The 21,161-nt window shown below is 53.4% G+C and carries 23 protein-coding genes; 12 read left to right on the top strand and 11 right to left on the bottom strand.

The genetic code is table 11. From position 1 onward, the window contains the following. Positions 1–88 precede the first annotated feature (88 nt). On the top strand, positions 89–829 hold the full coding sequence (locus tag RJ38_RS13500) for an alpha/beta fold hydrolase (protein ID WP_162183573.1): 741 nt from the start codon (positions 89–91) through the stop codon (positions 827–829). A 92-nt stretch (positions 830–921) separates the two neighbouring features. Beyond that, a complete protein-coding gene (locus tag RJ38_RS13495) occupies positions 922–2,292 on the top strand; it encodes an FAD-dependent oxidoreductase (RefSeq protein WP_039019395.1) in 1,371 nt (456 codons plus the stop codon). Here RJ38_RS13495 and RJ38_RS13490 read toward each other — a convergent pair. Further along, positions 2,283–2,867 (bottom strand): DNA-3-methyladenine glycosylase I, encoded by a 585-nt coding sequence (locus RJ38_RS13490; RefSeq protein ID WP_039019394.1) that lies wholly within the window; start codon positions 2,865–2,867, stop codon positions 2,283–2,285. The two genes, RJ38_RS13495 and RJ38_RS13490, sit on opposite strands and share 10 nt — an antisense overlap. 137 nt (positions 2,868–3,004) lie before the next feature. Between RJ38_RS13490 and RJ38_RS13485 the strand changes: the two genes are divergently transcribed. The 3 genes from RJ38_RS13485 (at position 3,005) to phbB (ending at position 6,065) form a co-directional block, all read left to right on the top strand. Next, positions 3,005–3,850 (top strand): EAL domain-containing protein, encoded by an 846-nt coding sequence (locus RJ38_RS13485; RefSeq protein WP_039019393.1) that lies wholly within the window; start codon positions 3,005–3,007, stop codon positions 3,848–3,850. A 156-nt stretch (positions 3,851–4,006) separates the two neighbouring features. Then, positions 4,007–5,182 carry an acetyl-CoA C-acetyltransferase gene (locus RJ38_RS13480; RefSeq protein ID WP_039019392.1) on the top strand — a complete coding sequence of 392 codons (1,176 nt, stop codon included), beginning with the start codon at positions 4,007–4,009 and terminating at the stop codon, positions 5,180–5,182. A 160-nt stretch (positions 5,183–5,342) separates the two neighbouring features. Further along, the gene (gene phbB / locus RJ38_RS13475) at positions 5,343–6,065 is read left to right on the top strand and encodes an acetoacetyl-CoA reductase (protein WP_039019391.1); all 723 of its coding nucleotides are present in this window, start codon (positions 5,343–5,345) and stop codon (positions 6,063–6,065) included. A gap of 118 nt (positions 6,066–6,183) precedes the next feature. Here the strand turns inward: phbB and RJ38_RS18570 are convergent, their stop codons facing one another. From RJ38_RS18570 to RJ38_RS13465, 3 genes are all read right to left on the bottom strand, one after another. Next, complete coding sequence (locus RJ38_RS18570) at positions 6,184–6,351, bottom strand: YdcH family protein (protein ID WP_082005745.1); 168 nt, start codon at positions 6,349–6,351, stop codon at positions 6,184–6,186. A 138-nt stretch (positions 6,352–6,489) separates the two neighbouring features. After that, entirely contained in the window at positions 6,490–7,269 is a 780-nt protein-coding gene (locus RJ38_RS13470) for a tRNA1(Val) (adenine(37)-N6)-methyltransferase (RefSeq protein ID WP_039019390.1), read from the bottom strand. Next, positions 7,235–7,465, bottom strand: a complete 231-nt coding sequence (locus tag RJ38_RS13465; RefSeq protein WP_039019389.1) for a putative signal transducing protein — start codon at positions 7,463–7,465, stop codon at positions 7,235–7,237. Before RJ38_RS13465 ends, RJ38_RS13470 begins: the two co-directional genes overlap by 35 nt. Before the next feature lie 70 nt (positions 7,466–7,535). Here RJ38_RS13465 and RJ38_RS13460 point away from each other — a divergent pair, with 70 nt between their 5' ends. After that, positions 7,536–8,525, top strand: coding sequence for a polyprenyl synthetase family protein (locus RJ38_RS13460; protein WP_039019388.1), 990 nt, complete (start codon positions 7,536–7,538; stop codon positions 8,523–8,525). 25 nt (positions 8,526–8,550) lie between these two features. Here the strand turns inward: RJ38_RS13460 and RJ38_RS13455 are convergent, their stop codons facing one another. The 4 genes from RJ38_RS13455 to RJ38_RS13440 form a co-directional block, all read right to left on the bottom strand. Beyond that, positions 8,551–9,381, bottom strand: a complete 831-nt coding sequence (locus RJ38_RS13455) for a 4-(cytidine 5'-diphospho)-2-C-methyl-D-erythritol kinase (protein ID WP_039019387.1) — start codon at positions 9,379–9,381, stop codon at positions 8,551–8,553. After that, positions 9,371–11,089, bottom strand: a complete 1,719-nt coding sequence (locus RJ38_RS13450; protein ID WP_039019386.1) for a tetratricopeptide repeat protein — start codon at positions 11,087–11,089, stop codon at positions 9,371–9,373. The genes RJ38_RS13455 and RJ38_RS13450 overlap by 11 nt, the downstream gene beginning before the upstream one ends. A 236-nt stretch (positions 11,090–11,325) precedes the next feature. After that, positions 11,326–11,667 carry a RidA family protein gene (locus tag RJ38_RS13445; RefSeq protein WP_082005744.1) on the bottom strand — a complete coding sequence of 114 codons (342 nt, stop codon included), beginning with the start codon at positions 11,665–11,667 and terminating at the stop codon, positions 11,326–11,328. Between the two features lie 115 nt (positions 11,668–11,782). Further along, positions 11,783–13,420 carry an electron transfer flavoprotein-ubiquinone oxidoreductase gene (locus RJ38_RS13440; protein WP_039019384.1) on the bottom strand — a complete coding sequence of 546 codons (1,638 nt, stop codon included), beginning with the start codon at positions 13,418–13,420 and terminating at the stop codon, positions 11,783–11,785. A gap of 304 nt (positions 13,421–13,724) precedes the next feature. Between RJ38_RS13440 and greA the strand changes: the two genes are divergently transcribed. Together greA and RJ38_RS13430 are read left to right on the top strand one after the other, a co-directional pair. Further along, positions 13,725–14,195: a transcription elongation factor GreA gene (greA, locus tag RJ38_RS13435; RefSeq protein ID WP_039019383.1), complete on the top strand. Its 471-nt coding sequence runs from the start codon at positions 13,725–13,727 to the stop codon at positions 14,193–14,195. A 27-nt stretch (positions 14,196–14,222) separates the two neighbouring features. Then, complete coding sequence (locus RJ38_RS13430; protein ID WP_238321708.1) at positions 14,223–15,422, top strand: hypothetical protein; 1,200 nt, start codon at positions 14,223–14,225, stop codon at positions 15,420–15,422. 60 nt (positions 15,423–15,482) lie between these two features. Here the strand turns inward: RJ38_RS13430 and map are convergent, their stop codons facing one another. Further along, positions 15,483–16,319, bottom strand: coding sequence for a type I methionyl aminopeptidase (gene map, locus RJ38_RS13425; RefSeq protein WP_082005754.1), 837 nt, complete (start codon positions 16,317–16,319; stop codon positions 15,483–15,485). Positions 16,320–16,396: 77 nt separating this feature from the next. Then, complete coding sequence (gene sfsA, locus RJ38_RS13420; RefSeq protein WP_039019381.1) at positions 16,397–17,104, bottom strand: DNA/RNA nuclease SfsA; 708 nt, start codon at positions 17,102–17,104, stop codon at positions 16,397–16,399. Positions 17,105–17,146: 42 nt separating this feature from the next. Between sfsA and RJ38_RS13415 the strand changes: the two genes are divergently transcribed. The 4 genes from RJ38_RS13415 to RJ38_RS13400 are packed head-to-tail and all read left to right on the top strand — an operon-like array spanning position 17,147 to position 20,121. After that, positions 17,147–17,878: a competence/damage-inducible protein A gene (locus RJ38_RS13415; RefSeq protein WP_039019380.1), complete on the top strand. Its 732-nt coding sequence runs from the start codon at positions 17,147–17,149 to the stop codon at positions 17,876–17,878. Next, entirely contained in the window at positions 17,875–18,600 is a 726-nt protein-coding gene (locus RJ38_RS13410) for a GNAT family N-acetyltransferase (protein ID WP_039019379.1), read from the top strand. The genes RJ38_RS13415 and RJ38_RS13410 overlap by 4 nt, the downstream gene beginning before the upstream one ends. A 10-nt stretch (positions 18,601–18,610) precedes the next feature. Continuing rightward, a complete protein-coding gene (locus RJ38_RS13405; RefSeq protein WP_039019378.1) occupies positions 18,611–19,180 on the top strand; it encodes a peroxidase-related enzyme in 570 nt (189 codons plus the stop codon). Continuing rightward, entirely contained in the window at positions 19,177–20,121 is a 945-nt protein-coding gene (locus RJ38_RS13400) for an OmpA family protein (protein WP_039019377.1), read from the top strand. Before RJ38_RS13405 ends, RJ38_RS13400 begins: the two co-directional genes overlap by 4 nt. Positions 20,122–20,139: 18 nt before the next feature. On the opposite strand, the gene RJ38_RS13395 is transcribed toward RJ38_RS13400, so the two are convergent. Then, the gene (locus RJ38_RS13395) at positions 20,140–21,042 is read right to left on the bottom strand and encodes a LysR family transcriptional regulator (protein ID WP_039019376.1); all 903 of its coding nucleotides are present in this window, start codon (positions 21,040–21,042) and stop codon (positions 20,140–20,142) included. Positions 21,043–21,161: the final 119 nt, after the last annotated feature.

Here is a 21,161-nt window from a genome sequence, read left to right as displayed (position 1 = left end):
ACAAAGCACCATCTCGGCTTGGCACCTATATGGACGTATGAACGGGGACAATCAGTCTCCCCTTATGGTAACGATAGGATCCGATGTTTTGAGGAAGATATACTTTTGTCATGGAATGCCCGGCAGCGCAGCAGATGCGGATCTTCTGGCGCGGGCCAATCCGGGGGTAGAGACCGTGGCGCTGGATCTTCTGCACTATCCACCTGAGCTTGCCCATCAGGCGCTGGCGGATGCACTGGCCGCGGAAGGTGCCGATACCGATCCCGTGCATTTGGTTGGCTTTTCCATCGGGGCGATGGCTGCCATTATGATCGCGGCCTCACGGCCAGATCGCGTTGCCCAATTGACACTCATATCCCCTGCTACACCTTTGCAGTCGGGGGATTTTCTGCCCCATATGGCCGGGCAACCCGTGTTTGAACTGGCTGCCAAAAACCCAAAACTTCTGCGGCTTCTCACTGTCTTTCAGGGCATTGTTTCGCGCCTCTCACCCGGTCTGATCCTGAATATGTTGTTCGCTAAATGCGGCCCAATGGAAAGTGATTTGCTGCAAGATCCTGACTTCATGCAGGTCATGGGCACCGCATTGCGAGAAAGCTTTATCAATAGGCGCGAAACATATCTTTCATATGTTCAGGCTTATGTTCAGGATTGGCGTGATGAGTTGCCAAAAGTGCAGTGCCCCGTTGATCTTTGGCACGGCAGCAAGGATAGCTGGTCCCCACCGCAGATGTCAGTTGCATTGCGCGAATGCTTTGGAAAATCCTGCACGCTTCATGAAGTCGAAGACCGCGAGCATTACTCCACGCTTGCGCATGTGAAGTTGTAGTTATTTTCTTAAAAGCGACATCGGGGTCGGAATTGGCCTCGCGGGGTGCTGCGCGCATCGTTCATATGATCTGACCATAGGAAAGGCCCACGATGACCCGCAAAATCACTGAACCCGCCCGCGAAATTGATGTGATTCATGAAACCGATGTTTTGGTGATTGGGTCTGGCCCGGGTGGGTTGCCGGCAGCCCTTGCAGCGGCCCGGGCCGGGGTAGAGGTGACACTGGTTGAACGCTTTGGCTGTTTCGGTGGGAACCTGACAGTTGTTGGCGTCGAAGGCATGCATTGGTATCGCCACGAGGAAACCGTGGAATCCGACGGAATTGCACGTGAATTTGAAGACCGCGCGAAAGAAATGGGCGCGGCGGTGCCAGAAAGCCAATCCTTATCCTATGAGATCGATTCCGAGGGTTTCAAATTGGTTGCGGACCAGATGGTTTTGAATGAACCCAACATCCGTCCCATGCTGCATCGCCAGTTTGTAGCGCCGATCATGGAGGGCAACACAATCATCGGGGCGATCACCGAATCCAAAGCCGGGCGCGAAGCGATCCTTGCCAAACGGGTGATTGATGCCACGGGGGATGCAGATGTCGCCCAGCGCGCCGGTGCGCCTGTGTTCACCACTCCGGTCGAAAAGATGATGGCAGCCTCTGTGATGTTCCATGTGGCAGGCGTTGATAAGCAGAAATTCATGGATGGCATCAAGGCCGATCCGCAGACCTATAAAGACTGGGGTGGCGGCGGTGAATGGAACATCGAAACAACTGGCAAAGAGGACGAGATGTTCTCGCCTTTCCTGCACAAACCTTTTGCGCAAGCGATCAAAGACGGGATAATTCCACCCAATCTAAATACCATCGCGGGCACCTGGGGGGCCTGTCATGACACGGGCGAACTGACCTATATGAACTTGATTCATATGGCGAATTGCGATGGCACCGATCCCGACAGTCTGACCACCTATGAGATCGAAGGCCGTCGACAGGCGATGCTGGCGATTGAGGCCCTGCGCGCCTATACGCCGGGGTGTGAAGGTATTCGCCTGCGCAACTTTGGTATGTCGCTGGGCATTCGGGACACGCGCAAGGTGGATACGGTTTACAATATGACCGGGCAGGATGTACGCGAACAAGGGCGCTTTGAAGACAGCGTTGGGATCTTCCCTGAATTCATCGATGGCTACGGCATTCTAATCTTGCCAACCACCGGGCGGTATTTCCAGATCCCTTACCGCAATCTACTGCCCAAAAAGATCGAGAACCTACTGGTCTCAGGCCGGATCACCGGCGGCGACACCACAAGCCACGCCGCCACCCGCAACATGGCCTGCTGTGCCGTTGCCGGTCAGGCCGCCGGGATTGCCGCGGCAGTGTCTGTGAAAACGGGCAAGGGTGTTGCTGATATTGACCTCACACTTGTGCGCAAAGAACTTGATCGTCAGGGCGCGCGTTATACCTGATTTTCGCGTGCCATCGCGGCCACTTCTTTGTGGCGGTGGCAGGTGGTGAGGTGATTGTTCATAAAGCCCGATGCCTCCATGAAAGCATACACAATGGTTGGTCCGCAGAACTTGAACCCGGCCTTTTTCAGGTCTTTTGAAATCTGCAATGACCGCGCGTCTTGTGTGGGAACGTCGGCTTGGGATGCCCAGCTGTTTTGTTCGACCTTGTGATCAAAATAACCCCACAGAAAATCAGCAAAAGGCTGGGTTTCCTGAATGCGCAAATAAGCCTGCGCGTTGGTAATCGTCGCGGCGATCTTGCCACGGTGCCGGATGATTCCCGCGTCTTGTAGCAAACGTTCGACGTCGTCTTCATCCCAAGTGGCAATCACTTCGGGATGGAACCCCTCAAAGGCTTTGCGGAAGTTCTCGCGTTTCTTCAGGATCGTTAACCAGCTGAGACCCGCCTGAAATCCATCTAAAACCAATTTCTCCCACAAAGCGCGTGAGTCGTATTCAGGAACGCCCCACTCTGCGTCATGATAAGCCAAATAAATTGATTCAATTCCAACCCATCCGCAACGATCTGTCATATCACTCAATCTCCCAAGGGCTTTCTCTTCCCGCTTTCATTTGATTCAAATTCATCAAAAACTCGATTATTCATGGGACCTTAAGGATTTCAGCACAATCTGTTTTTGTAATTCTAGCACAAAATCCGGGACATAGAATGTTAAGTGATGAGTTGAAATTTGACACCGGTGATGAAGGAACTGGCGGGGGGCCACTGTCGCGCGTCCTGGCACATCGTGATCGCGATATCTTACAGATGGTCCACAAGTCCTTGGTCAATCGAAACGTTGCATTGGCGTATCAGCCCATTGTGCGGTCCGATCAGCTTGACCAAATTTCATTCCATGAAGGCTTGGTTCGGGTATTGGACGAAAACGGGCGCATTATTCCAGCCAAGGAATTCATAAATCAAATTGAAAACAATGAACTTGGTCGCCTCATTGATTGTCGCGCGATTGAACTGGGATTGCGGGCCTTGGCGGATGATCAAAGCCTGCGCTTGTCTATCAACATGTCTGCACGTTCAATCGGATATGCCCCTTGGGTTAAGGCGTTAAACGCTGGATTGGCGCAGAATGACACAATTGGCGAACGTCTAATTCTTGAAATCACAGAATCATCTGCGATGCAGATGCCCGAACTGGTCACAAGCTTCATGGCCGACCTGCAAAGCCAAGGCATCGCGTTTGCCTTAGACGACTTCGGCGCGGGGTATACGGCCTTCCGGTTTTTCAAGGATTTTTTCTTTGACGTCATCAAGATCGATGGGCAATTCATCACTGGTATCGCCAATAATTCAGACAACCAGGTTTTAACCCGCGCACTTGTGTCTATTGCCCGACATTTCGACATGTTTACGGTCGCAGAATGTGTGGAAAGCCAAGATGACATAGCCGTTCTACAAGACATTGGGATCGACTGCCTTCAGGGGTATTACTTTGGAAGCCCAACAATGGTAAACCCAATGGAGCAGCGCGAAAAAGCAAATCAGTCACGTGCATAATCCAATTCTCAACATCTGATAACGCCAATTGCTGCGATGCAGCAGTTTTCCTCTGCAACTGCATTGCTCTTTAAAAAATTTCCCCCTAACCTCCCTCGCAAGCGCGTTTGGGTGATGGCGTAACCTGCACCGGCGCATCCAATGAGGGAGACGAGAATGACCAATGTAGTTATTGTTTCTGCGGCGCGTACCGCAGTCGGAAGTTTTAGCGGTGCGTTTGCGAACACACCGGCCCATGATCTCGGCAGTGCCGTGCTGGAAGCGGTTGTTGCCCGGGCTGGCATCGAAAAGGCCCATGTTTCAGAAACCATTCTGGGGCAGGTTTTACAGGCAGGCCAAGGACAGAACCCGGCACGCCAAGCACATATCAATGCAGGCCTTCCAAAAGAAAGCTCGGCCTGGAGCATCAACCAAGTTTGCGGATCTGGCTTGCGCACTGTTGCACTTGGCGCGCAGCATATCATGCTTGGCGATGCTGAGATCGTGGCAGCTGGCGGCCAAGAAAACATGTCTTTGTCCCCGCATGTTGCACATCTGCGGGCGGGTCACAAAATGGGTGACGTCAAATATATCGATTCCATGATTCGCGACGGGCTTTGGGATGCGTTCAACGGCTACCACATGGGGCAGACTGCTGAAAATGTTGCAAACCAATGGGAAATCAGTCGCGAAATGCAGGATCAATTCGCCGTTGCGTCCCAAAACAAAGCTGAGGCAGCTCAGAAGGCTGGGCTGTTTGTTGATGAAATCACGCCTTTCACGATCAAGACACGCAAAGGCGAGATCATTGTCGATGCGGATGAATACATCCGCCACGGTGCAACATTGGAATCCATGCAAAAATTGCGCCCAGCTTTCGTGCGCGACGGCGGCTCCGTAACTGCGGCAAACGCATCAGGCATCAACGATGGCGCTGCAGCTGTTCTTATGATGAGTGCCGAAAACACTGAAAAACGAGGCCTCACACCGATGGCCCGCATAGCATCCTATGCGACAGCAGGCCTTGATCCTTCCATCATGGGAATGGGGCCAGTCCACGCGTCGAAAAAAGCTTTAGAAAAGGCAGGTTGGTCAGCGTCAGATCTGGATCTTGTCGAAGCAAATGAGGCCTTCGCCGCCCAAGCCTGTGCCGTGAACAAAGATATGGGCTGGGACCCTGAGATCGTGAATGTAAACGGTGGCGCCATCGCGATTGGCCATCCAATTGGTGCATCGGGCTGTCGCGTTCTTAATACGCTACTGTTCGAAATGCAGCGCCGCGATGCCAAGAAAGGCTTGGCGACCCTATGCATCGGTGGTGGCATGGGCGTTGCAATTTGCATCGAACGTTAACTGTCACGTAAGCGTTTCATTTTTAATTTAGGACGCCAACAGCAACCCTGTTGGCGTCTTTTTTCTGCAATGCGGCAATTCATGGCGAAATAATCTTGCGAAATGGTGTGAAAATGTTTTAAAGAGTTGCTGAACGGATTTATTTTTTGGGAGAGCAGACATGGCACGAACCGCATTGGTAACCGGCGGCACACGCGGCATCGGCGCCGCAATTTCGATTGCATTGAAAAATGCGGGCTATGCCGTTGCAGCCAATTATGCCGGCAACGACGAGGCCGCCGCAAAGTTCACGGAAGAAACAGGCATCAAGACCTATAAATGGTCCGTTGCAGATTACGACGCATGCACCGCGGGAATCGCCGCGGTCGAGGCCGACTTGGGCCCAGTGGAGGTTCTCGTGAACAACGCCGGCATCACCCGCGACGCCCCTTTCCATAAGATGACCCGCGAGCAGTGGCAGCAAGTCATCGACACCAATCTGTCGGGCGTTTTCAATATGACCCACCCAATTTGGCCAGGAATGCGCGAGCGCAAATTTGGCCGCATCGTGACCATTTCTTCGATCAATGGTCAAAAAGGTCAATTTGCACAGGTCAACTATGCCGCATCCAAGGCCGGTGACCTTGGCATCACCAAATCTCTGGCGCAAGAAGGCGCGCGTTTTGGCATCACCGCAAACGCAATTTGTCCGGGTTACATCGGAACAGAGATGGTTATGGCGGTGCCTGAAAAGATACGCGAATCAATCATCAGCCAGATCCCAGCCGGTCGCCTAGGCACCCCAGAAGAAATCGCGCGCTGTGTAAAGTTCTTGGTGTCCGATGATGCTGAATTCATCAACGGTTCCACGATCTCCGCAAATGGCGGGCAGTTTTTCGTATAGTTTTCGCTGAAAATATGTGAGTTAGGGCGGCCAAGGGGCTGCCCTATTTTTTTGGTGTCTTGATCCCGATCCTCATGGGTGTGGATCCCATCTGGGAGGCAAGAAAGAAAATTAGATATTACCCGCCGGAAAGACGCGATATTTCTTCCTTAAGGCGTAGTTTTTCTTTCTTCATAGCTGCGATCTCAATGGGATCGGCACCAGGATGTCGTTGTTCCTGATCAACTTTTTCAGAAAGAGATTGATGTTTACGGTGGAGTTCCTGGATGTGCGAACTCTTACTCATGGCATTCCTCCGTTACAAAAGTGTGTAATCAAGTCGAGCACAGAATTTGAGTCATGTCACGTTGCAGTGCAGAAAACACCCACTCAAAACCCATTCTCCGCCGATGATTGGAAGCATTTCCTTGCCAAAACCTTAATCTTAAGGGAATTTTAGTGCAGCACCCTCTCGTAAAATAGAGCGAATTTGAGGTGTATAGCTTTCGCCATCCTCCAAATGCTGCGTGCCCACATGTGTAACCAACGGTGAATGCAGCATAAAATCTGCCCGCCCACCCTTTCGGGCCCGCATCAAAAACAAATGCGCCTTACGACCTTCACGCGCGGATATCGGCAGGATCTCAATGCTGCCCAGCCGCCCAAGACAGGCGGCCAAAACATCGGGCAGACGGCGAATATCGTGAATCAGCGTCAAATACCCTTTTGGTTTAAGGCGCCGCGCGGCCAAATCGATCCAAGCCTGCGTCGGGGTTTCACCCGCCAGCGCGATTTCTTTTCCCGCGTCAGGCGCAGATGACCCTTTTGTGCGCTCAAAAAATGGTGGATTCATAATCACTTGATCGAAACTACGCGCCTTAATATGCCCGGGAATCGCCCGAATATCGCCCGCAACAACTTCGAGAGTTTGGTGATTTCTTGCTGCATTTTCGCACGCCAAATCGGCATATTCCCCCTGCAGCTCAAGGCCCGTCAGCGTCAGCGCATCAACACGTGCACCTAGACAGATTGATGCAACCCCTGCCCCGCAACCGGCCTCCAAAACATTGTCCCCGGGCTTGGCGGGACAAGCGGCAGCCAGCAACACAGGATCAGCGCCTGCACGATACCCCTTGCGGGGCTGCAAGATTTGCAACCGCCCCGACAGAAACCCATCGTCGGTCAACCCGTCAGGAAAATGCTGTTGTAATACCGAAATCGACATCGTTGTCTTTCAGAATGGCTGAAGCTTCAAAATGATCACTTTGGCGCACCATTAAACGACGCGGCAAAATGCCAATGCCTCCTTCTAGGATGCTGATATTTACGTCCATTTCAAAGCAGTCTATACCCTCTCCCTGAAGGAGCGCTTGGGCGAATGCGATGATGGTCGGGTCCGTGGTACGCAGGAGTTCTTTCATACTGGAGACATAACGGCACTGGCACGCAATTGTCGAGCTTTAGGCCGCAAATAACAGAGATTTGAAGCCCATGGACGCCTCCGTAAAACCACATGACCGCCTCGCCCAGTATCTGTCTGACGACATGGATGCGGTGAACGTTCTAATCCGCAAACGCATGGCATCTGAACACGCCCCGCGCATCCCAGAAGTGACCGCACATCTGGTCGAAGCGGGTGGCAAACGATTGCGCCCCATGCTGACTTTGGCGGCGGCGCATCTGTGTGGCTATACCGGTGATCATCATGTGAAATTGGCAGCGACGGTCGAATTCATTCACACGGCGACTTTACTGCATGATGATGTGGTGGACGAAAGCGGGCAACGTCGCGGACGGCCAACGGCGAACCTGCTTTGGGATAATAAATCAAGCGTCTTGGTCGGCGATTATCTGTTCTCTCGCAGCTTTCAGTTGATGGTTGAAACCGGGTCTTTGCGGGTCTTGGACATTCTGGCCAACGCATCCGCCACGATTGCAGAAGGCGAGGTTTTGCAACTGACCGCCGCCCAGGATTTGGCCACCTCAGAGGCCATATATTTGCAAGTTGTGCGCGGTAAAACTGCGGCGTTGTTCTCCGCGGCGACAGAAGTTGGTGGCGTGATTGCCGGTGCTGATGATGCGACGACACAGGCGTTGTTTGACTATGGTGATGCCCTTGGGATCAGCTTTCAAATCGTAGATGACCTGTTGGATTATTGGGGCTCTGGTGCCCTTGGTAAAAACGTCGGTGATGATTTCCGCGAACGTAAACTCACCCTGCCCGTGATCAAAGCTGTTGCGAAAGCTGATGAAGATGAGCGTGAATTCTGGACACGTACCATCGAAAAAGGGAAACAAAACGATGGCGATCTCGAACATGCCCTCGCCCTTTTGAAAAAACACAACGCGATGGAAGACACTCGCGTGGAAGCTTTGGCCTGGGCGCAAAAGGCAAAATCAGCACTGGGTGTGTTGCCCGATCACGAGCTGCGTCAAATGCTGTCTGATATTGCCGAGTATGTGGTCGCGCGTGTGCGTTAACCCTTAGGCGCACAGCGATGCTAGGCTAAGCCATAGATCCCAATCGACAGGATTGAACCCACCAATCCGGGTGGCTGTGGGTCAAATCCTTGGCGGCGTTTTCTGCCTCAGTATCGGTTCGGTACAAGGCAAAACATGTTGCCCCTGATCCCGACATCCGCACGATTTGACAGCCATTTGTTCCCTCTAGCGCCGACAATGCTGACTGGATTCCAGGGAAAAGGCTGATCGCTGGCCCCTGAAGATCATTGCGTTGCTCAGCAAGCCACACGATGACATCACCACCAGGTTTCGGCATCGACTGCATTGGGGCGTTATCCTTTGATAACAAAGCAGAAAACACATCCGGAGTGGGCACACTGAGACGTGGATTCAATAGGACAGCAGGCAGACTCGGGAAATTCGACACGACGGAAATCTGGTCGCCAATTCCCTGCACCCGCGCCGCTTTTGGTGTGATGCACATCGGGATATCGGCCCCCAACTTCAGCACTCTTTGCAGATCCACATCCACCTTCAGCAAACGGATGGCTGCGGCAGCATCAGATGACCCGCCACCGACACCGCTTGCCGTGGGCAGGTTTTTCTCAAGTGTGAAAGCATGTGGGTCGGCCACAGGACACAGCGCGGCGGCCTGCAGGATCAAGTTTCTATAATCCGTCGGCACCCCCTCGCCCTCGGGACCAACGACATCAAGGCGCATGTCAGAGGCAGGGGTCACCGTCAAATGATCACCAAAATCCGCAAAAGCGACCAAACTGTCCAATAGATGATATCCATCCGCCCGCTGCCCTGTAATATGCAGCGTCAGATTGATCTTCGCCGGGGCAAAACCAGGCGCAAAGTTAGCCGTCATTACCCGTTCCGCCCACGACCGTCAGGGGGGCTGCGCCCTCTTCTTCTAAAACCACGTCTAATCCGACTTCAATCTTGCGGCGCATCCGATCAGGGTCAGCTTCACCATCAACTTCTTCGGGGTCCACAAAGGACAGCGCGCGCTTCCATTGAAATTCGGCTTCACGGTGCCGGCCAACAGCCCAAAGCACATCCCCCAGATGGTCAGAGACAATGGCATCGACGGGTTCCAATTCAACTGCGCGTTCCATGTGAACAACAGCTTCGTCAAAACGGCCAAGCCGATACAAAACCCAGCCAAGCGAATCCGTAACATACCCATCATCAGGGCGCCCAGCGACAGCTTGTTCAATCATTTCAAGAGCTTCATCTAGGCTTCGGCGTTGTTCAACCAAGGAATATCCCAGATAGTTCAACACATATGGCTGACCCGGGGCGAGTTCCAAAGCGAATCGTAAATCAGCTTCGGCTTCCTCCCAGCGTTCCAACCTTTCCAGCGTAATTCCACGTGTATAATAAGCGCCCCAATGGCCGCGCATGGGGTCATCGAAAAGCGCGATGGCGTTGTTATAGGCCGCGACGGCTTCTTCGAAGCGTTCCATTCCGCGCAATGCATCCCCCAAAGCGGAATGTACGATGGGCAAATCAAAACGCGTTTCGGCCAGTTGCTTGAGGGCTTCGATCGCGGCCTCGTCATTGCCCGCCTTGCGCAGGGCCTCGGCGCGTCCGATTTCCGCTTCATGGAAAGAAGGATGACTGCGCGGCACACGATCATATGTCGCATTTGCCAAGTCATATTGTTCAAGCGTTTCCAGCAAGTTTGCCGACAAAAGCATCGCGGAAACATTATCGGGATTTAGATGTTCCGCAACGCGTGAAAACAGCAAGGCATAGCCAGCGGTGGATTCATTTTCCAAGACACCCGCCACCGAATAGAACACTTCTGATAGCCCCTCAGAGGCATCCGTGACCACCGAAAACGGAAGCGTCTCATCTGCTTCAAGCCGTTCGATCATCTGCGTCACAATTGGATCAGTGGAACGGCCGAAAACGCTTTGCAACAATTCAAGCGCGTCCGCGTTGCGTTCAAGTTGGCTAAGGATTTCAACATGGGCCAAAATGCCGTTAACCGTCGCGGGCAACGCTCCGTCAGTCTCGCCCGATAGGATCCCATCCGCGCCTTCGTAATCTCCGACCAAGGCAAGCGCTAACGCTTTGTGATAAAGACCAAAACTACGCGTAGAGGCATCTGCGGCAACCGCATCAAAACCTTCCAATGCAACCGTCATTTGGCCTGCACCAACTTGCGCCCAAGCCACCACAAGCCCGTCCACCAAAGGGCCAATATTGACCGGCCCCTCGTAGACTTCAATCAGGGTTTGGAATTCTTGGCGCGCCCCAAGATTTGCGACCGTAAGGATGCTGGTTTGCTGAGTGTCAAACCCAGCGTCGCGCATGGTCGCCACGGTTTCCATGGCGGCGTCAAAGTCCCCAAGTCCGATCCACGCTGTTAGGGCGTTCTCAAGCAAAATCGGATTGCTGGAATCCTGTTCAATCGCGCGAAGATACCAATCTGCAGCCCGTTGATAGTCTGAATAAAAACTGGCTTGGCGCGCGGCAAGATAAGACCCAGCAAGCCCATCGGAATATGCCCCTGTGGGCAAGATCATCACACTTGCAAGCAAAGCTGCACTGAGGGTTCTGAACATGGAAACTCCGGTTAATTTCAGGTCGCAGTAAGAAAGCTAAGTGTTGCGGCAGCGAAAGGCAATGGCGCGGGGCAAAACACCTTGCGATCCAGCGCTAACTCGCGCGTTCTTCAGATCACGTTCACGTTTATATTTACTGAATTCCACATCATGTCGCGCAATTCCTATCCGACACAGGTGCCTAAAATGAAACGGGCCACCAAAAGGGCGGCCCGGAACAAGGATATTGACGCTTATTAATCGTAAGCGGCGTCAACGATGAATTCGACTTTCAGTTCTGGGCGGGCAAGTTTCGCTTCGCCACAGGCGCGTGCTGGGGAATGGCCTTCGGGAACCCAAGCGTTCCACACCTCGTTCAGGCCCGCGAAATCGGACATATCTGCAAGCCAGATTGTGCAGCGCAACATTTTTTCGCGGGACGAACCAGCCTGGATCAGCAGCGCATCGACGCGACGCAGGCATTCTTCGGTTTGTTCCTGGATGGTTGCACCTTCGCCAACCTGGCCTGTGATGTAAGCCACGCCATTGTGTTTCACGATCTTGGAGGAGCGCACCCCAGTTTCAATACGTTCAATCATGTTCATGTCCTTTGATATGAGTTTGGCAGAGCTTTGCCGCGAAACATCGCCTGCATCAACCAAAAACGAAAACGGGCCGCCCGAAGGCAGCCCGCAATATCATAACTGTACCGAATTACATGTTCGGGTAATTTGGCCCGTCACCGCCTTGTGGCGTGGTCCAAGTGATGTTCTCGGAGGGATCCTTAATATCACATGTTTTGCAATGCACACAGTTCTGGAAGTTGATGACAAAATCATTGTCGACGACTTCATAAACACCCGCAGGGCAGTAGCGCTGCGCAGGTTCTGCGAATTTCGGCATGTTCACGGACATCGGAATACTGGCATCGGTCAGTTTCAGATGTGCCGGTTGGCTTTCTTCATGGTTGGTCATGGAGAAGCTGACGTTGGTCAGGCGATCAAAGCTGAGCTTGCCATCGGGTTTTGGGTAATCAATCGGCGCGTGTTTGTCAGCTGCTTCGGTTGCTTGGGCATCGTTTTTCCCGTGCTTCCAAGTGCCTAGCGGATTCCAACCTGTGAGGTTCGCAACCCACATATCAAAGCCGCCCAGCATCAAGGATGCAACAAGGCCAAACTTCGACCAAATGGCTTTCACGTTGCGCACAGGTTTCAGATCAGCGGCGATTGGGCCGTTGCGGACCATATCGTCATAAGACTGAAGTTCGTCACCGGAACGGCCGTCTTTGATCGCTGCGAATGCCGCTTCGGCTGCGTGCATACCGGAATACATCGCATTGTGGTTGCCCTTGATGCGCGGCACGTTGACCATGCCTGCGGAACAGCCCAAAAGCGCGCCGCCTGGGAAACAGGTTTTCGGCAGAGACTGCCAACCGCCCTCAGTGATCGCACGTGCGCCGTAAGCGACGCGTTTGCCGCCTTCCAGCAGCTTTGCAATTTCCGGGTGATGTTTGAAGCGTTGGAATTCCATGTAAGGGAAGAGATGTGGGTTCTTGTAGTTCAGATGGACCACGAAACCGACATAAACTTGATTATTCTCAAGGTGATAGATGAAGGAACCACCGCCCGCGTTAGAACCCAGAGGCCAGCCCATTGTGTGGGTCACGGTCCCTTCAGAATGTTTCGCAGGATCGATTTCCCAGATCTCTTTCATACCAAGGCCGTATTTTTGAACGTCGACATCTTTGGCAAGGTCGTATTTGTTGATCACTTCCTTAGACAAGGAACCGCGCACACCTTCGGATAGGAATACGTATTTGCCATAGAGTTCCATGCCAGGTTCGGTGCCTTCACCGTAGGATCCATCCGCTTCCAGACCGAACACACCGGCCACCACGCCTTTGACCTCGCCACTGTCACCAAACACCAGTTCGGAACAGGCCATGCCAGGGAAGATTTCAACGCCAAGTTCTTCGGCTTGTTCCGCCATCCAACGACAAACATTGCCCATAGAAACGATATAGTTTCCGTGGTTGTTCATCAAAGGTGGCATAGGGAAATTTGGAATGCGGGCTTTGCCAGCTTCACCCAAGATCAGGAAGTTATCTTCCTTCACAAGCGTGTTCAGCGGCGCGCCTTTTCCTTTCCAGTCCGGCATCAATTCGTTCAAGGCGCAGGGGTCAAGCACGGCACCTGATAGAATATGGGCGCCCACTTCGGAGCCTTTTTCCAAAACAACAACGTCCAAGTCCGCATCAAGTTGCTTCAGACGGATCGCAGCAGAAAGACCAGCGGGCCCCGCACCTACGATCACTACATCATATTCCATCGACTCGCGTTCAATATCGGCCATTGTACCCATCTCCACGTCGCTTACGGCTGCGCAATTTTGTTTCTCGAAAAGCCCTATCCGCTTTGCAGACCTGTCGTCAATTCAAACGCGCCGTAAAATGCGCCCACACCGTCAATTTGGCCGCAGTTTATACATAGGTGAGGTAAGGAAGCGCCAAACCCCGGAACATTTTCGCCGAGAACCGCGTGACACAAAACTGCGGGTCTTGACTTTGCCTCCCTGCGTCAGGTTAAACACTTCAGTTGCTTTTTTCCCTTGGAAAAGCCGATAATCAACCTAAGATAGAAAATATAACAGGGCGACCATGGAAAAGATACCGATGACCCGCGGTGGGCACACCGCACTTGAGCAAGAGTTGAGAAACCTCAAAACCGTTGAGCGCCCCTCTGTTATCCGGGCTATCGCCGAAGCGCGCGAGCATGGCGATCTGTCTGAAAACGCGGAATATCATTCTGCCCGCGAGAAACAAAGTTTCATCGAAGGCCGTATCAAAGAAATCGAAGCCATTATTTCTTTGGCCGAAGTCATTGACCCCACCAGCCTGTCCGGCGCCATCAAATTTGGCGCAACCGTCACGATTGTCGACGAGGATACGGATGAAGAAAAAACCTATCAAATTGTAGGTGAGCCCGAAGCCGATATTGAAAATGGAATGTTGAACATCAAATCCCCATTGGCCCGCGCCCTGATCGGCAAAGACGAGGGCGACAGCGTCGAAGTGCGCACCCCCGGCGGTCAGCGGGATTATGAAGTTTTGACCATCCTTTATAAGTAACGTCTTTCACCGTTCGAAAGTGCTTTTATGCCCGAAGACAATATTCCGTCTGCATCATCAGTGAACGATACGACTTCGGCTGACCCAAAGCCGACGCAAAAATCAGTGCAAAAGCCGGACGCAAGTGGTGTAAAGCCAGCAACGGGGACAACGGTTGAAAGACCTGCAACCCCCGTCAAAAAGCCCGTGACCAAGACCAGCCGCGCGCCCAAAACCGCAGCACCCGTAAACTTGGGCGTCTATAGCACACCCGGGCAAGGGGGCGTGTCCGCGACTGAATTGATTGCCGTTGCGCTTACAATGTTATGGCTGGGCTTTGTCGTGGTGTTCTATGTTTTCACCGACACGGGCGAAGGTGAACAGCAAAGCAGTGGTATGGAATTCATCATGACGGTGTTGGCAATCTTCTTGCCTATCGCTGTGATTTGGATCGGTGCCGTTGCCGCAAGATCAGCCCGGATCATGAAAGCCGAGTCAGCCCGTTTACAAACGGCGATAGATGGAATGCGGCAAACCTATATCGCCCAAGTCCAACATGGTGGCACCGGCAACGGGCCAACCATGGAACAGAAATTGGATCAAATCGCGGCGGCCCAAAAAGAAACTGAATACACTTTGGCGCGCTTCACTGCATCGCATCTGACGGACACCGGCGCGATGCCCGCGGTCGCGCAGGCCCCTGCCCCACAGCCACCCGCAAACAGCGAAGGTCAACGCGCGCTTGAATTGGGCACCCCGGCAGAGGCACTTGAACTGCCAATTTCGGTTTCTGATTTCACACGTGCGCTGAATTTTCCTGAAAACGTCGACGATCACGAAGGTTTCGCGGCTCTGCGCCATGCGCTTCACGACCGACGCAGCGCGCGCCTTGTCCAAGCTAGCCAAGATATTCTAACGCTGCTCAGCCAAGAAGGCATCTATATGGATGACCTGCGCCAAGAAAAAGTACCCGCCACTTACTGGCGCAGCTTTGCGGCTGGCGAACGGGGTGACTCTATTTCCCGTTTGGGCGGCGTGCGGGACAGATCATCGCTGACACTGACAGCAGGGCGCATGCGCGAAGACCCGGTGTTCCGCGATGCGGCCCATCACTTCATCCGCCAGTTTGATCTCAGCTTCGTTGAGTTCGTGAAAAACGCCAGTGACGATGACATCATGACGTTTTCCGATACACGCACCGCGCGTGCCTTTATGCTGTTGGGGCGTGTCGCGGGCACGTTCGACTGATCACGCCCACAGATAGATCGCCCGGTTCAACAGGGCGATCCTCTAAATTAAATCAACGCCTTACGACGGAAAATAGATATCTTTGGGGGATTGCGTGAAGATCTCAAAGCCGTCAGATGTCACCGCGATCGAATGTTCGAACTGTGCGGATAGGGTCTTGTCGACGGTGATCGCAGTCCAATCATCAGAAAGAACTTTGGTTTCCGGGCGTCCAAGATTCAGCATGGGTTCAATCGTGAAGATCATGCCTTCTTCTAGCGTCGCACCAGAACCAGCCCGACCATAGTGCAAAACATTGGGCGGCGAGTGAAACACACGCCCAATCCCATGACCGCAGAAGTCACGCACAACAGCCATTTTGCGGGCTTCGGCGTATTTCTGGATGGCATAGCCAATATCGCCAAACGTGTTGCCCGGCTTTACGGTATTGATGCCTTCCATCAGGCTGTCATGAGTGACCTGCACCAAGCGTTCCGCGAATTTCTTTTGTGGGCCAACGGTATACATGCGGGATGTGTCGCCAAACCAGCCATCCACAATCACAGTGACATCAACGTTCAGAATGTCGCCATCCTTTAGGATGTCATTCTTACGCGCCACCTTTTCATATTTGCTTTTCGGAATTTCGCTGCCCGGTATGCCGTGACACACCACATGATTCACCGAAATGCAGGACGCATGCTTATAGCCTTTATAGCCGATGGTGGCGGACAGCGCACCGGCGTCGTCAACCATTTTCTCAACGGCCGCATCCAACGCATGGGTCGTGGCACCGGCTTTGACCAATGGGCCAACCGCGTCCAAGATTTCCGCCGCCAAGCGCCCCGCTTTGCGCATGCCGTCAAAATCTGCCGGATCATAAATCCGGATACCTTCTTTGGTTTCGCGCAGGTGCATGTCGTTCACAGGTCTCTCCAATTCAACTATGGATCAATTCGGGGCCTAAATACTGCAGCCATCAGAAATGTAAAAGCTTAATCGAAGCTAAAGGGCACGGGCGCATGCACTGTAATGCCTTCAGGCGAGATTTTGCACGTGTAGGCCAACACTTCCAATCCCGCTTTGCGCGCCTCTCTGAAGGCTTGCGCGTAGGTCGGGTCAATGTCATCCGCCAATGTAACCGACGTGCAATCCGTGCGCTGTACCAGGTAAAACAACATGGCGCGGTCGCCCTTGCGCGCTTGATCTGCCAAATCATTCAGGTGTTTGGTGCCGCGCGCTGTCACACTGTCGGGAAATTCTGCAAGACCGGGGGTACGACACAGGGTGACGGATTTCACCTCAAGCCAAAGATCGGGTTTGCCCTCATCGGTCAGCAGGAAATCCACGCGGGAATTTTCGCCATATTTCACCTCGGGCTTCACGCCTGCGTAATCCGCGACCTCCGGCACATCGCGCGCCATGAAGGCCGCTTTTAGCGCACGGTTCGGCAAGCTGGTATCAACCCCGGTGAAATGCCCGTTTTCGTGATCCACCAGACGCCAGCCATAATTCAGCTTTTTCTTTGGGTCGTCATTGGGTTCCAGCCAACACAACTGCCCCTCATCCTTCAGGCCCATCATGGACCCAGGGTTCGCACAATGGGCGGTAATTTCCTGCCCATCGGGCAAACGCATATCAGCAAGGAAGCGCTTGTAGCGACGAATGAGCCTGGCGGGGACAAGCGGGGTTTGAAATTCCATAATGCGGGCCTATACCGGGGTAAGATCTTTGAGGAACAGAACATGACAAATCCTTCGGCTGCAATGCTTGTTATTGGTGATGAGATCCTTTCCGGGCGCACGCGCGATGCGAATATGCATCATCTGGCGCAGGTGCTGACGCAAAAGGGCGTTGATTTAAAGGAAGTGCGCGTTGTGTCCGACGATGCCCCTGCGATTATTGCTGCAATTCGCACGCTGTCGGCCAGCTTTGATCATGTGTTTACCTCTGGCGGCATTGGCCCGACCCATGATGATATTACGGCCGATTGCGTGGCCGAGGCCTTTGGCCAAAACATTGACGTGCGCGATGATGCCCGCGCCCTGCTGGCGGCGCATTATGAACGGCAAGGGTCTGAGTTGAACGAAGCACGTTTGCGCATGGCGCGCATCCCAGAACATGGGGTTCTGATTGATAATCCGGTGTCGATTGCGCCGGGCTTTCAGGTGGAAAATTGCTACGTCATGGCAGGGGTTCCATCGGTGTTTCGTGCCATGGTCGAAAGTGTGATGCCCGGACTAACCGGCGGTGCGCCCCTTTTGTCGGAAAGCCAACGGTTTTTGGTCGGTGAAGGCGATATTGCAGCCCCCTTAGGCGCATTGGCAAAGGCCAATCCCGCCCTGTCTATCGGGTCATACCCGTTCCATCATGAAGGCCGTTACGGCACCAATATCGTGATCCGGGGAACGGATGCGCAGGCGGCAAAGGCTGTGATGGATGTGTTGCGGAACAAATTTTCGGAGAACCTGTTATGAGCGCGCCTGATGTATTCCAACTTTATGATGTCTGCGAGGCGACATGGCCCCCGGCTTCCCGCGAACAGAACGCAGGTTGGGTCATCCGTGATGGCGTGGGTGGTGGCCAGCGCGTTTCCGCAACCACGGCTGTAAATGCGGGCGAGGTGCCCGACATCGCAGTGGCTGAGAACAAAATGAAGGCCTTGGGGCAGACGCCGCTTTTCATGATCCGCGAAGGTGAGGGCGCGCTGGACCAAGCGCTGGCGGAACGCAGCTATATGGTGAAAGACCCGGTGACGCTTTGGGTCGCACCCATTGGTGAAATTGCCGGCGATGATGCGCCGCGCATGTCCGCCTTTACCGTTTGGCCGCCTGTTGGCATCATGGAAGAACTGTGGCTTGCGGGCGGGATTGATGCCGCGCGCATCGATGTAATGCGCCGGGGGTGTGAGCCGAAAACAAGCATTTTCGCACGCACGAATGACCGCCCAGCTGGCGTTGCTTATGTCGGCGTTCACAACGATATCGCCATGTTGCACGCCCTTGAAATCACACCCTCCCAGCGTCGGAACGGGTCTGCACAAAATGCGATGCGCAAGGCGGCAACCTGGGCAAAACATCACGGGGCAAAATATTTCTCTGTGATTGTGACGCAGGATAACGAGGGGGCAAATGCGCTCTATTCTTCCATGAACATGTGTTCTGTGGGACAGTACCATTATCGAGTAAAACAAGCGTGAGATCAGATAGATGACAGATAAACCCGTAACCGCCCTTGATCTGCCCATGGTCGACCCACTACCCGAAGCGACCGCAAAATATTTCAACATTTGCCAGGAAAAGTTGGGGATGGTGCCGAATGTTTTGCAGGCCTATGCGTTTGATATTGATAAACTAAACGCCTTTGCTGCGCTGTATAATGACATGATGCTGGCGGATTCTGGCCTGACCAAGCTGGAACGTGAGATGATCGCGGTTTGCGTGTCTTCCATCAACAAATGCCATTACTGCCTTGTCGCCCATGGTGCTGCTGTGCGCGAACTTTCTGGTGATCCGCAACTGGGCGAGGCGCTTGTCATGAATTGGCGCGTCTTGGATTTGCCTGAACGGCAATGGGCGATGCTTGAGTTTTCTGAAAAACTCACCAAAACCAGCGCCGAAGTGGTTGAAAGCGACCGCCAGAAGCTAAGGGATGTGGGTTTCAGTGATCGGGATATCTGGGATATCGCGTCCGTTGCAGGGTTCTACAATATGACCAATCGCATTGCATCGGGCACCAAAATGCGCCCCAATGATGACTACCACGCGAGCCATAGATGACAGCAAAGCTTGCCATTTTCGGGATCGCGCTGGCGGCTATGTCGACCGCAGTCAGCGCTTTCACGCCCGAATTCCCCTTGCCCGCCCAGATAAGTGCGAGTGAAACATCCGATCACACAAGTTTTGCTTTAATCACCACTCCTTGGCGCGATGGCGAGATGTCCAGTATTGATCTACAAGGTGCCGTGGCCAAGCAAGCTTGGAGGCTTCCAGCTTCTGAGTTGACCAGTTTGCAATTGCTAGATCCATTGCGCCAACAGCTGATGGATGCCGGGTTTGAGATCACATTTGAATGCGAGACAGACGGTTGTGGTGGCTTTGACTTCAGATTTTCCGCTGACGTATTTTCAGAACCTGATATGCATGTGAATCTGAGCGATTTTAGGTTTCTATCCGCTCAACAGGTCACGGCAACAGGCGCAAGCAATGCCGTGACCATATTTGTCAGCCGTACCGATAGCACGGGTTTTGTGCAGATCAATCAACTGGGCGATGCTGCCAAAACGGTTACAACCACACCCGCTGGATCTGTTACCCAACCGATCCCCACCCCCTTGGCTTCGTCCGAACTTGGGCAGGCGTTGGAAGGCCACGGGCATGCTGTACTAGAAGGGTTAACCTTTCAAAGTGGCGGTGCCGGGTTGACAGAATCCGGCATGTCGGCGCTTGCGGCATTGGCACAATATTTGAACGGCAATCCTGATCGGCAAGTGACCTTGGTTGGTCACACAGATGCAGTTGGGGGCCTGCCCGGAAACACTAGTCTTTCCAAACGGCGCGCCCAATCAGTCAGGGAACATTTGATTTCGAAATTCAACGTGTCGTCGTCACAAGTATCCGCTGAAGGGGCAGGGTATTTAGCACCGCGTGCTAGCAACTTAACCACCGCTGGTCGCGAAGCAAATCGGCGCGTGGAGGTTATGCTTATGTCCGTCGAATGATCCCCACCGCGCGCCTTTTCACCAATGGTCAGGCCCTTTGCCAATGAAAGCTTCGGTCATGAAATCCATGAAGGCGCGCACTTTGGGTTCGGTAAATCGGCTTGGCGCGCATACGGCATAAATGCCCAAATCATCGAAAGCCCCATCCGGCATTGCCTTTTGAACCACCCCTTTTTTCAGAGCATCCCCATAGAGAAAACTTGGCAAATAGGCGATCCCCAGACCGGAAATGGCCGCGCTGAGCAAGGATTGCCCATCATTAACCGACAGCCGACCTGTGGCGCGGATTTGGCGCATCTCGCCTGTTGTCGCCCGCACGTTCCAGACCGCGGCAGAAATGCTGGAAGAATGAAGAAGTCTATGCGTGTTTAGATCGTCGATCTTCTTTGGCTGTCCAAATTTTTCAAAATAGCACGGCGATGCAACCATGGACATTGTCGCCTCGGCAAGCCTACGCGAACGCAAACTGCTGTCCACCACGCCACCCGTGCGAATGGCGACATCGATGGTCTCGCCCATAAGGTCAACGTAACGATTTTCGTACGTCATGCTTACGTCAATATCTGGAAACCTGTGCAAGAACTCATCGATCACAGGCGCAAGTTGCCGCCTGCCAAAATCAGTGGCAACCGAGATTTTCAAATGCCCAGACGGGGGAGATTGCAAAGCCGACACCAAAAGGTAGGCCTCGCTGGCGTCATTCAGGACGTTGCGGGCGCGATCATAATAGGCCAGCCCAACTTCGGTCGGAGTGACCCGGCGTGTTGTCCGTCGCAATAGGCGCGCCCCTAACCGGGTTTCCAACGACGAGATATGTTTCGACACCGCAGATTTAGAGACGTCCATCTTGCGGGCTGCGTCTGTGAAACCGCCCTGTTCGACGACCGCAACGAAGGCCTCCATTTCCGTCAGTCGATCCATATGCACCCCCAATAAAACCTGTTAAGATAGTTCAGCACCGAATTTGGGCGACAATGGGTCAGTGGGCGGACAATAACGTGGTATTATGTTAACAGTTTCCACTATTGGCCGGGGTTATC

It is taken from the genome of Halocynthiibacter namhaensis (assembly GCF_000812685.1).
In the GTDB taxonomy this organism is placed as follows: Bacteria; Pseudomonadota; Alphaproteobacteria; order Rhodobacterales; family Rhodobacteraceae; genus Halocynthiibacter; species Halocynthiibacter namhaensis.
Note: the sequence above shows the minus strand (reverse complement) of the source record. Positions and strands in the feature narration are given on the sequence as shown.

Bases quoted from the DNA above. Each gene is read 5' to 3' on its own strand.
- RJ38_RS13495 (WP_039019395.1), top strand. From the start codon at position 922: ATGACCCGCAAAATCACTGAACCCGCCCGCGAAATTGATGTGATTCAT.
- RJ38_RS13490 (WP_039019394.1), bottom strand. From the start codon at position 2,867: ATGACAGATCGTTGCGGATGGGTTGGAATTGAATCAATTTATTTGGCT.
- RJ38_RS13485 (WP_039019393.1), top strand. From the start codon at position 3,005: ATGTTAAGTGATGAGTTGAAATTTGACACCGGTGATGAAGGAACTGGC.
- RJ38_RS13480 (WP_039019392.1), top strand. From the start codon at position 4,007: ATGACCAATGTAGTTATTGTTTCTGCGGCGCGTACCGCAGTCGGAAGT.
- phbB (WP_039019391.1), top strand. From the start codon at position 5,343: ATGGCACGAACCGCATTGGTAACCGGCGGCACACGCGGCATCGGCGCC.
- RJ38_RS18570 (WP_082005745.1), bottom strand. From the start codon at position 6,351: ATGAGTAAGAGTTCGCACATCCAGGAACTCCACCGTAAACATCAATCT.
- RJ38_RS13470 (WP_039019390.1), bottom strand. From the start codon at position 7,269: ATGTCGATTTCGGTATTACAACAGCATTTTCCTGACGGGTTGACCGAC.
- RJ38_RS13465 (WP_039019389.1), bottom strand. From the start codon at position 7,465: ATGAAAGAACTCCTGCGTACCACGGACCCGACCATCATCGCATTCGCC.
- RJ38_RS13460 (WP_039019388.1), top strand. From the start codon at position 7,536: ATGGACGCCTCCGTAAAACCACATGACCGCCTCGCCCAGTATCTGTCT.
- RJ38_RS13455 (WP_039019387.1), bottom strand. From the start codon at position 9,381: ATGACGGCTAACTTTGCGCCTGGTTTTGCCCCGGCGAAGATCAATCTG.
- RJ38_RS13450 (WP_039019386.1), bottom strand. From the start codon at position 11,089: ATGTTCAGAACCCTCAGTGCAGCTTTGCTTGCAAGTGTGATGATCTTG.
- RJ38_RS13445 (WP_082005744.1), bottom strand. From the start codon at position 11,667: ATGATTGAACGTATTGAAACTGGGGTGCGCTCCTCCAAGATCGTGAAA.
- RJ38_RS13440 (WP_039019384.1), bottom strand. From the start codon at position 13,420: ATGGCCGATATTGAACGCGAGTCGATGGAATATGATGTAGTGATCGTA.
- greA (WP_039019383.1), top strand. From the start codon at position 13,725: ATGGAAAAGATACCGATGACCCGCGGTGGGCACACCGCACTTGAGCAA.
- RJ38_RS13430 (WP_238321708.1), top strand. From the start codon at position 14,223: ATGCCCGAAGACAATATTCCGTCTGCATCATCAGTGAACGATACGACT.
- map (WP_082005754.1), bottom strand. From the start codon at position 16,319: ATGCACCTGCGCGAAACCAAAGAAGGTATCCGGATTTATGATCCGGCA.
- sfsA (WP_039019381.1), bottom strand. From the start codon at position 17,104: ATGGAATTTCAAACCCCGCTTGTCCCCGCCAGGCTCATTCGTCGCTAC.
- RJ38_RS13415 (WP_039019380.1), top strand. From the start codon at position 17,147: ATGACAAATCCTTCGGCTGCAATGCTTGTTATTGGTGATGAGATCCTT.
- RJ38_RS13410 (WP_039019379.1), top strand. From the start codon at position 17,875: ATGAGCGCGCCTGATGTATTCCAACTTTATGATGTCTGCGAGGCGACA.
- RJ38_RS13405 (WP_039019378.1), top strand. From the start codon at position 18,611: ATGACAGATAAACCCGTAACCGCCCTTGATCTGCCCATGGTCGACCCA.
- RJ38_RS13400 (WP_039019377.1), top strand. From the start codon at position 19,177: ATGACAGCAAAGCTTGCCATTTTCGGGATCGCGCTGGCGGCTATGTCG.
- RJ38_RS13395 (WP_039019376.1), bottom strand. From the start codon at position 21,042: ATGGATCGACTGACGGAAATGGAGGCCTTCGTTGCGGTCGTCGAACAG.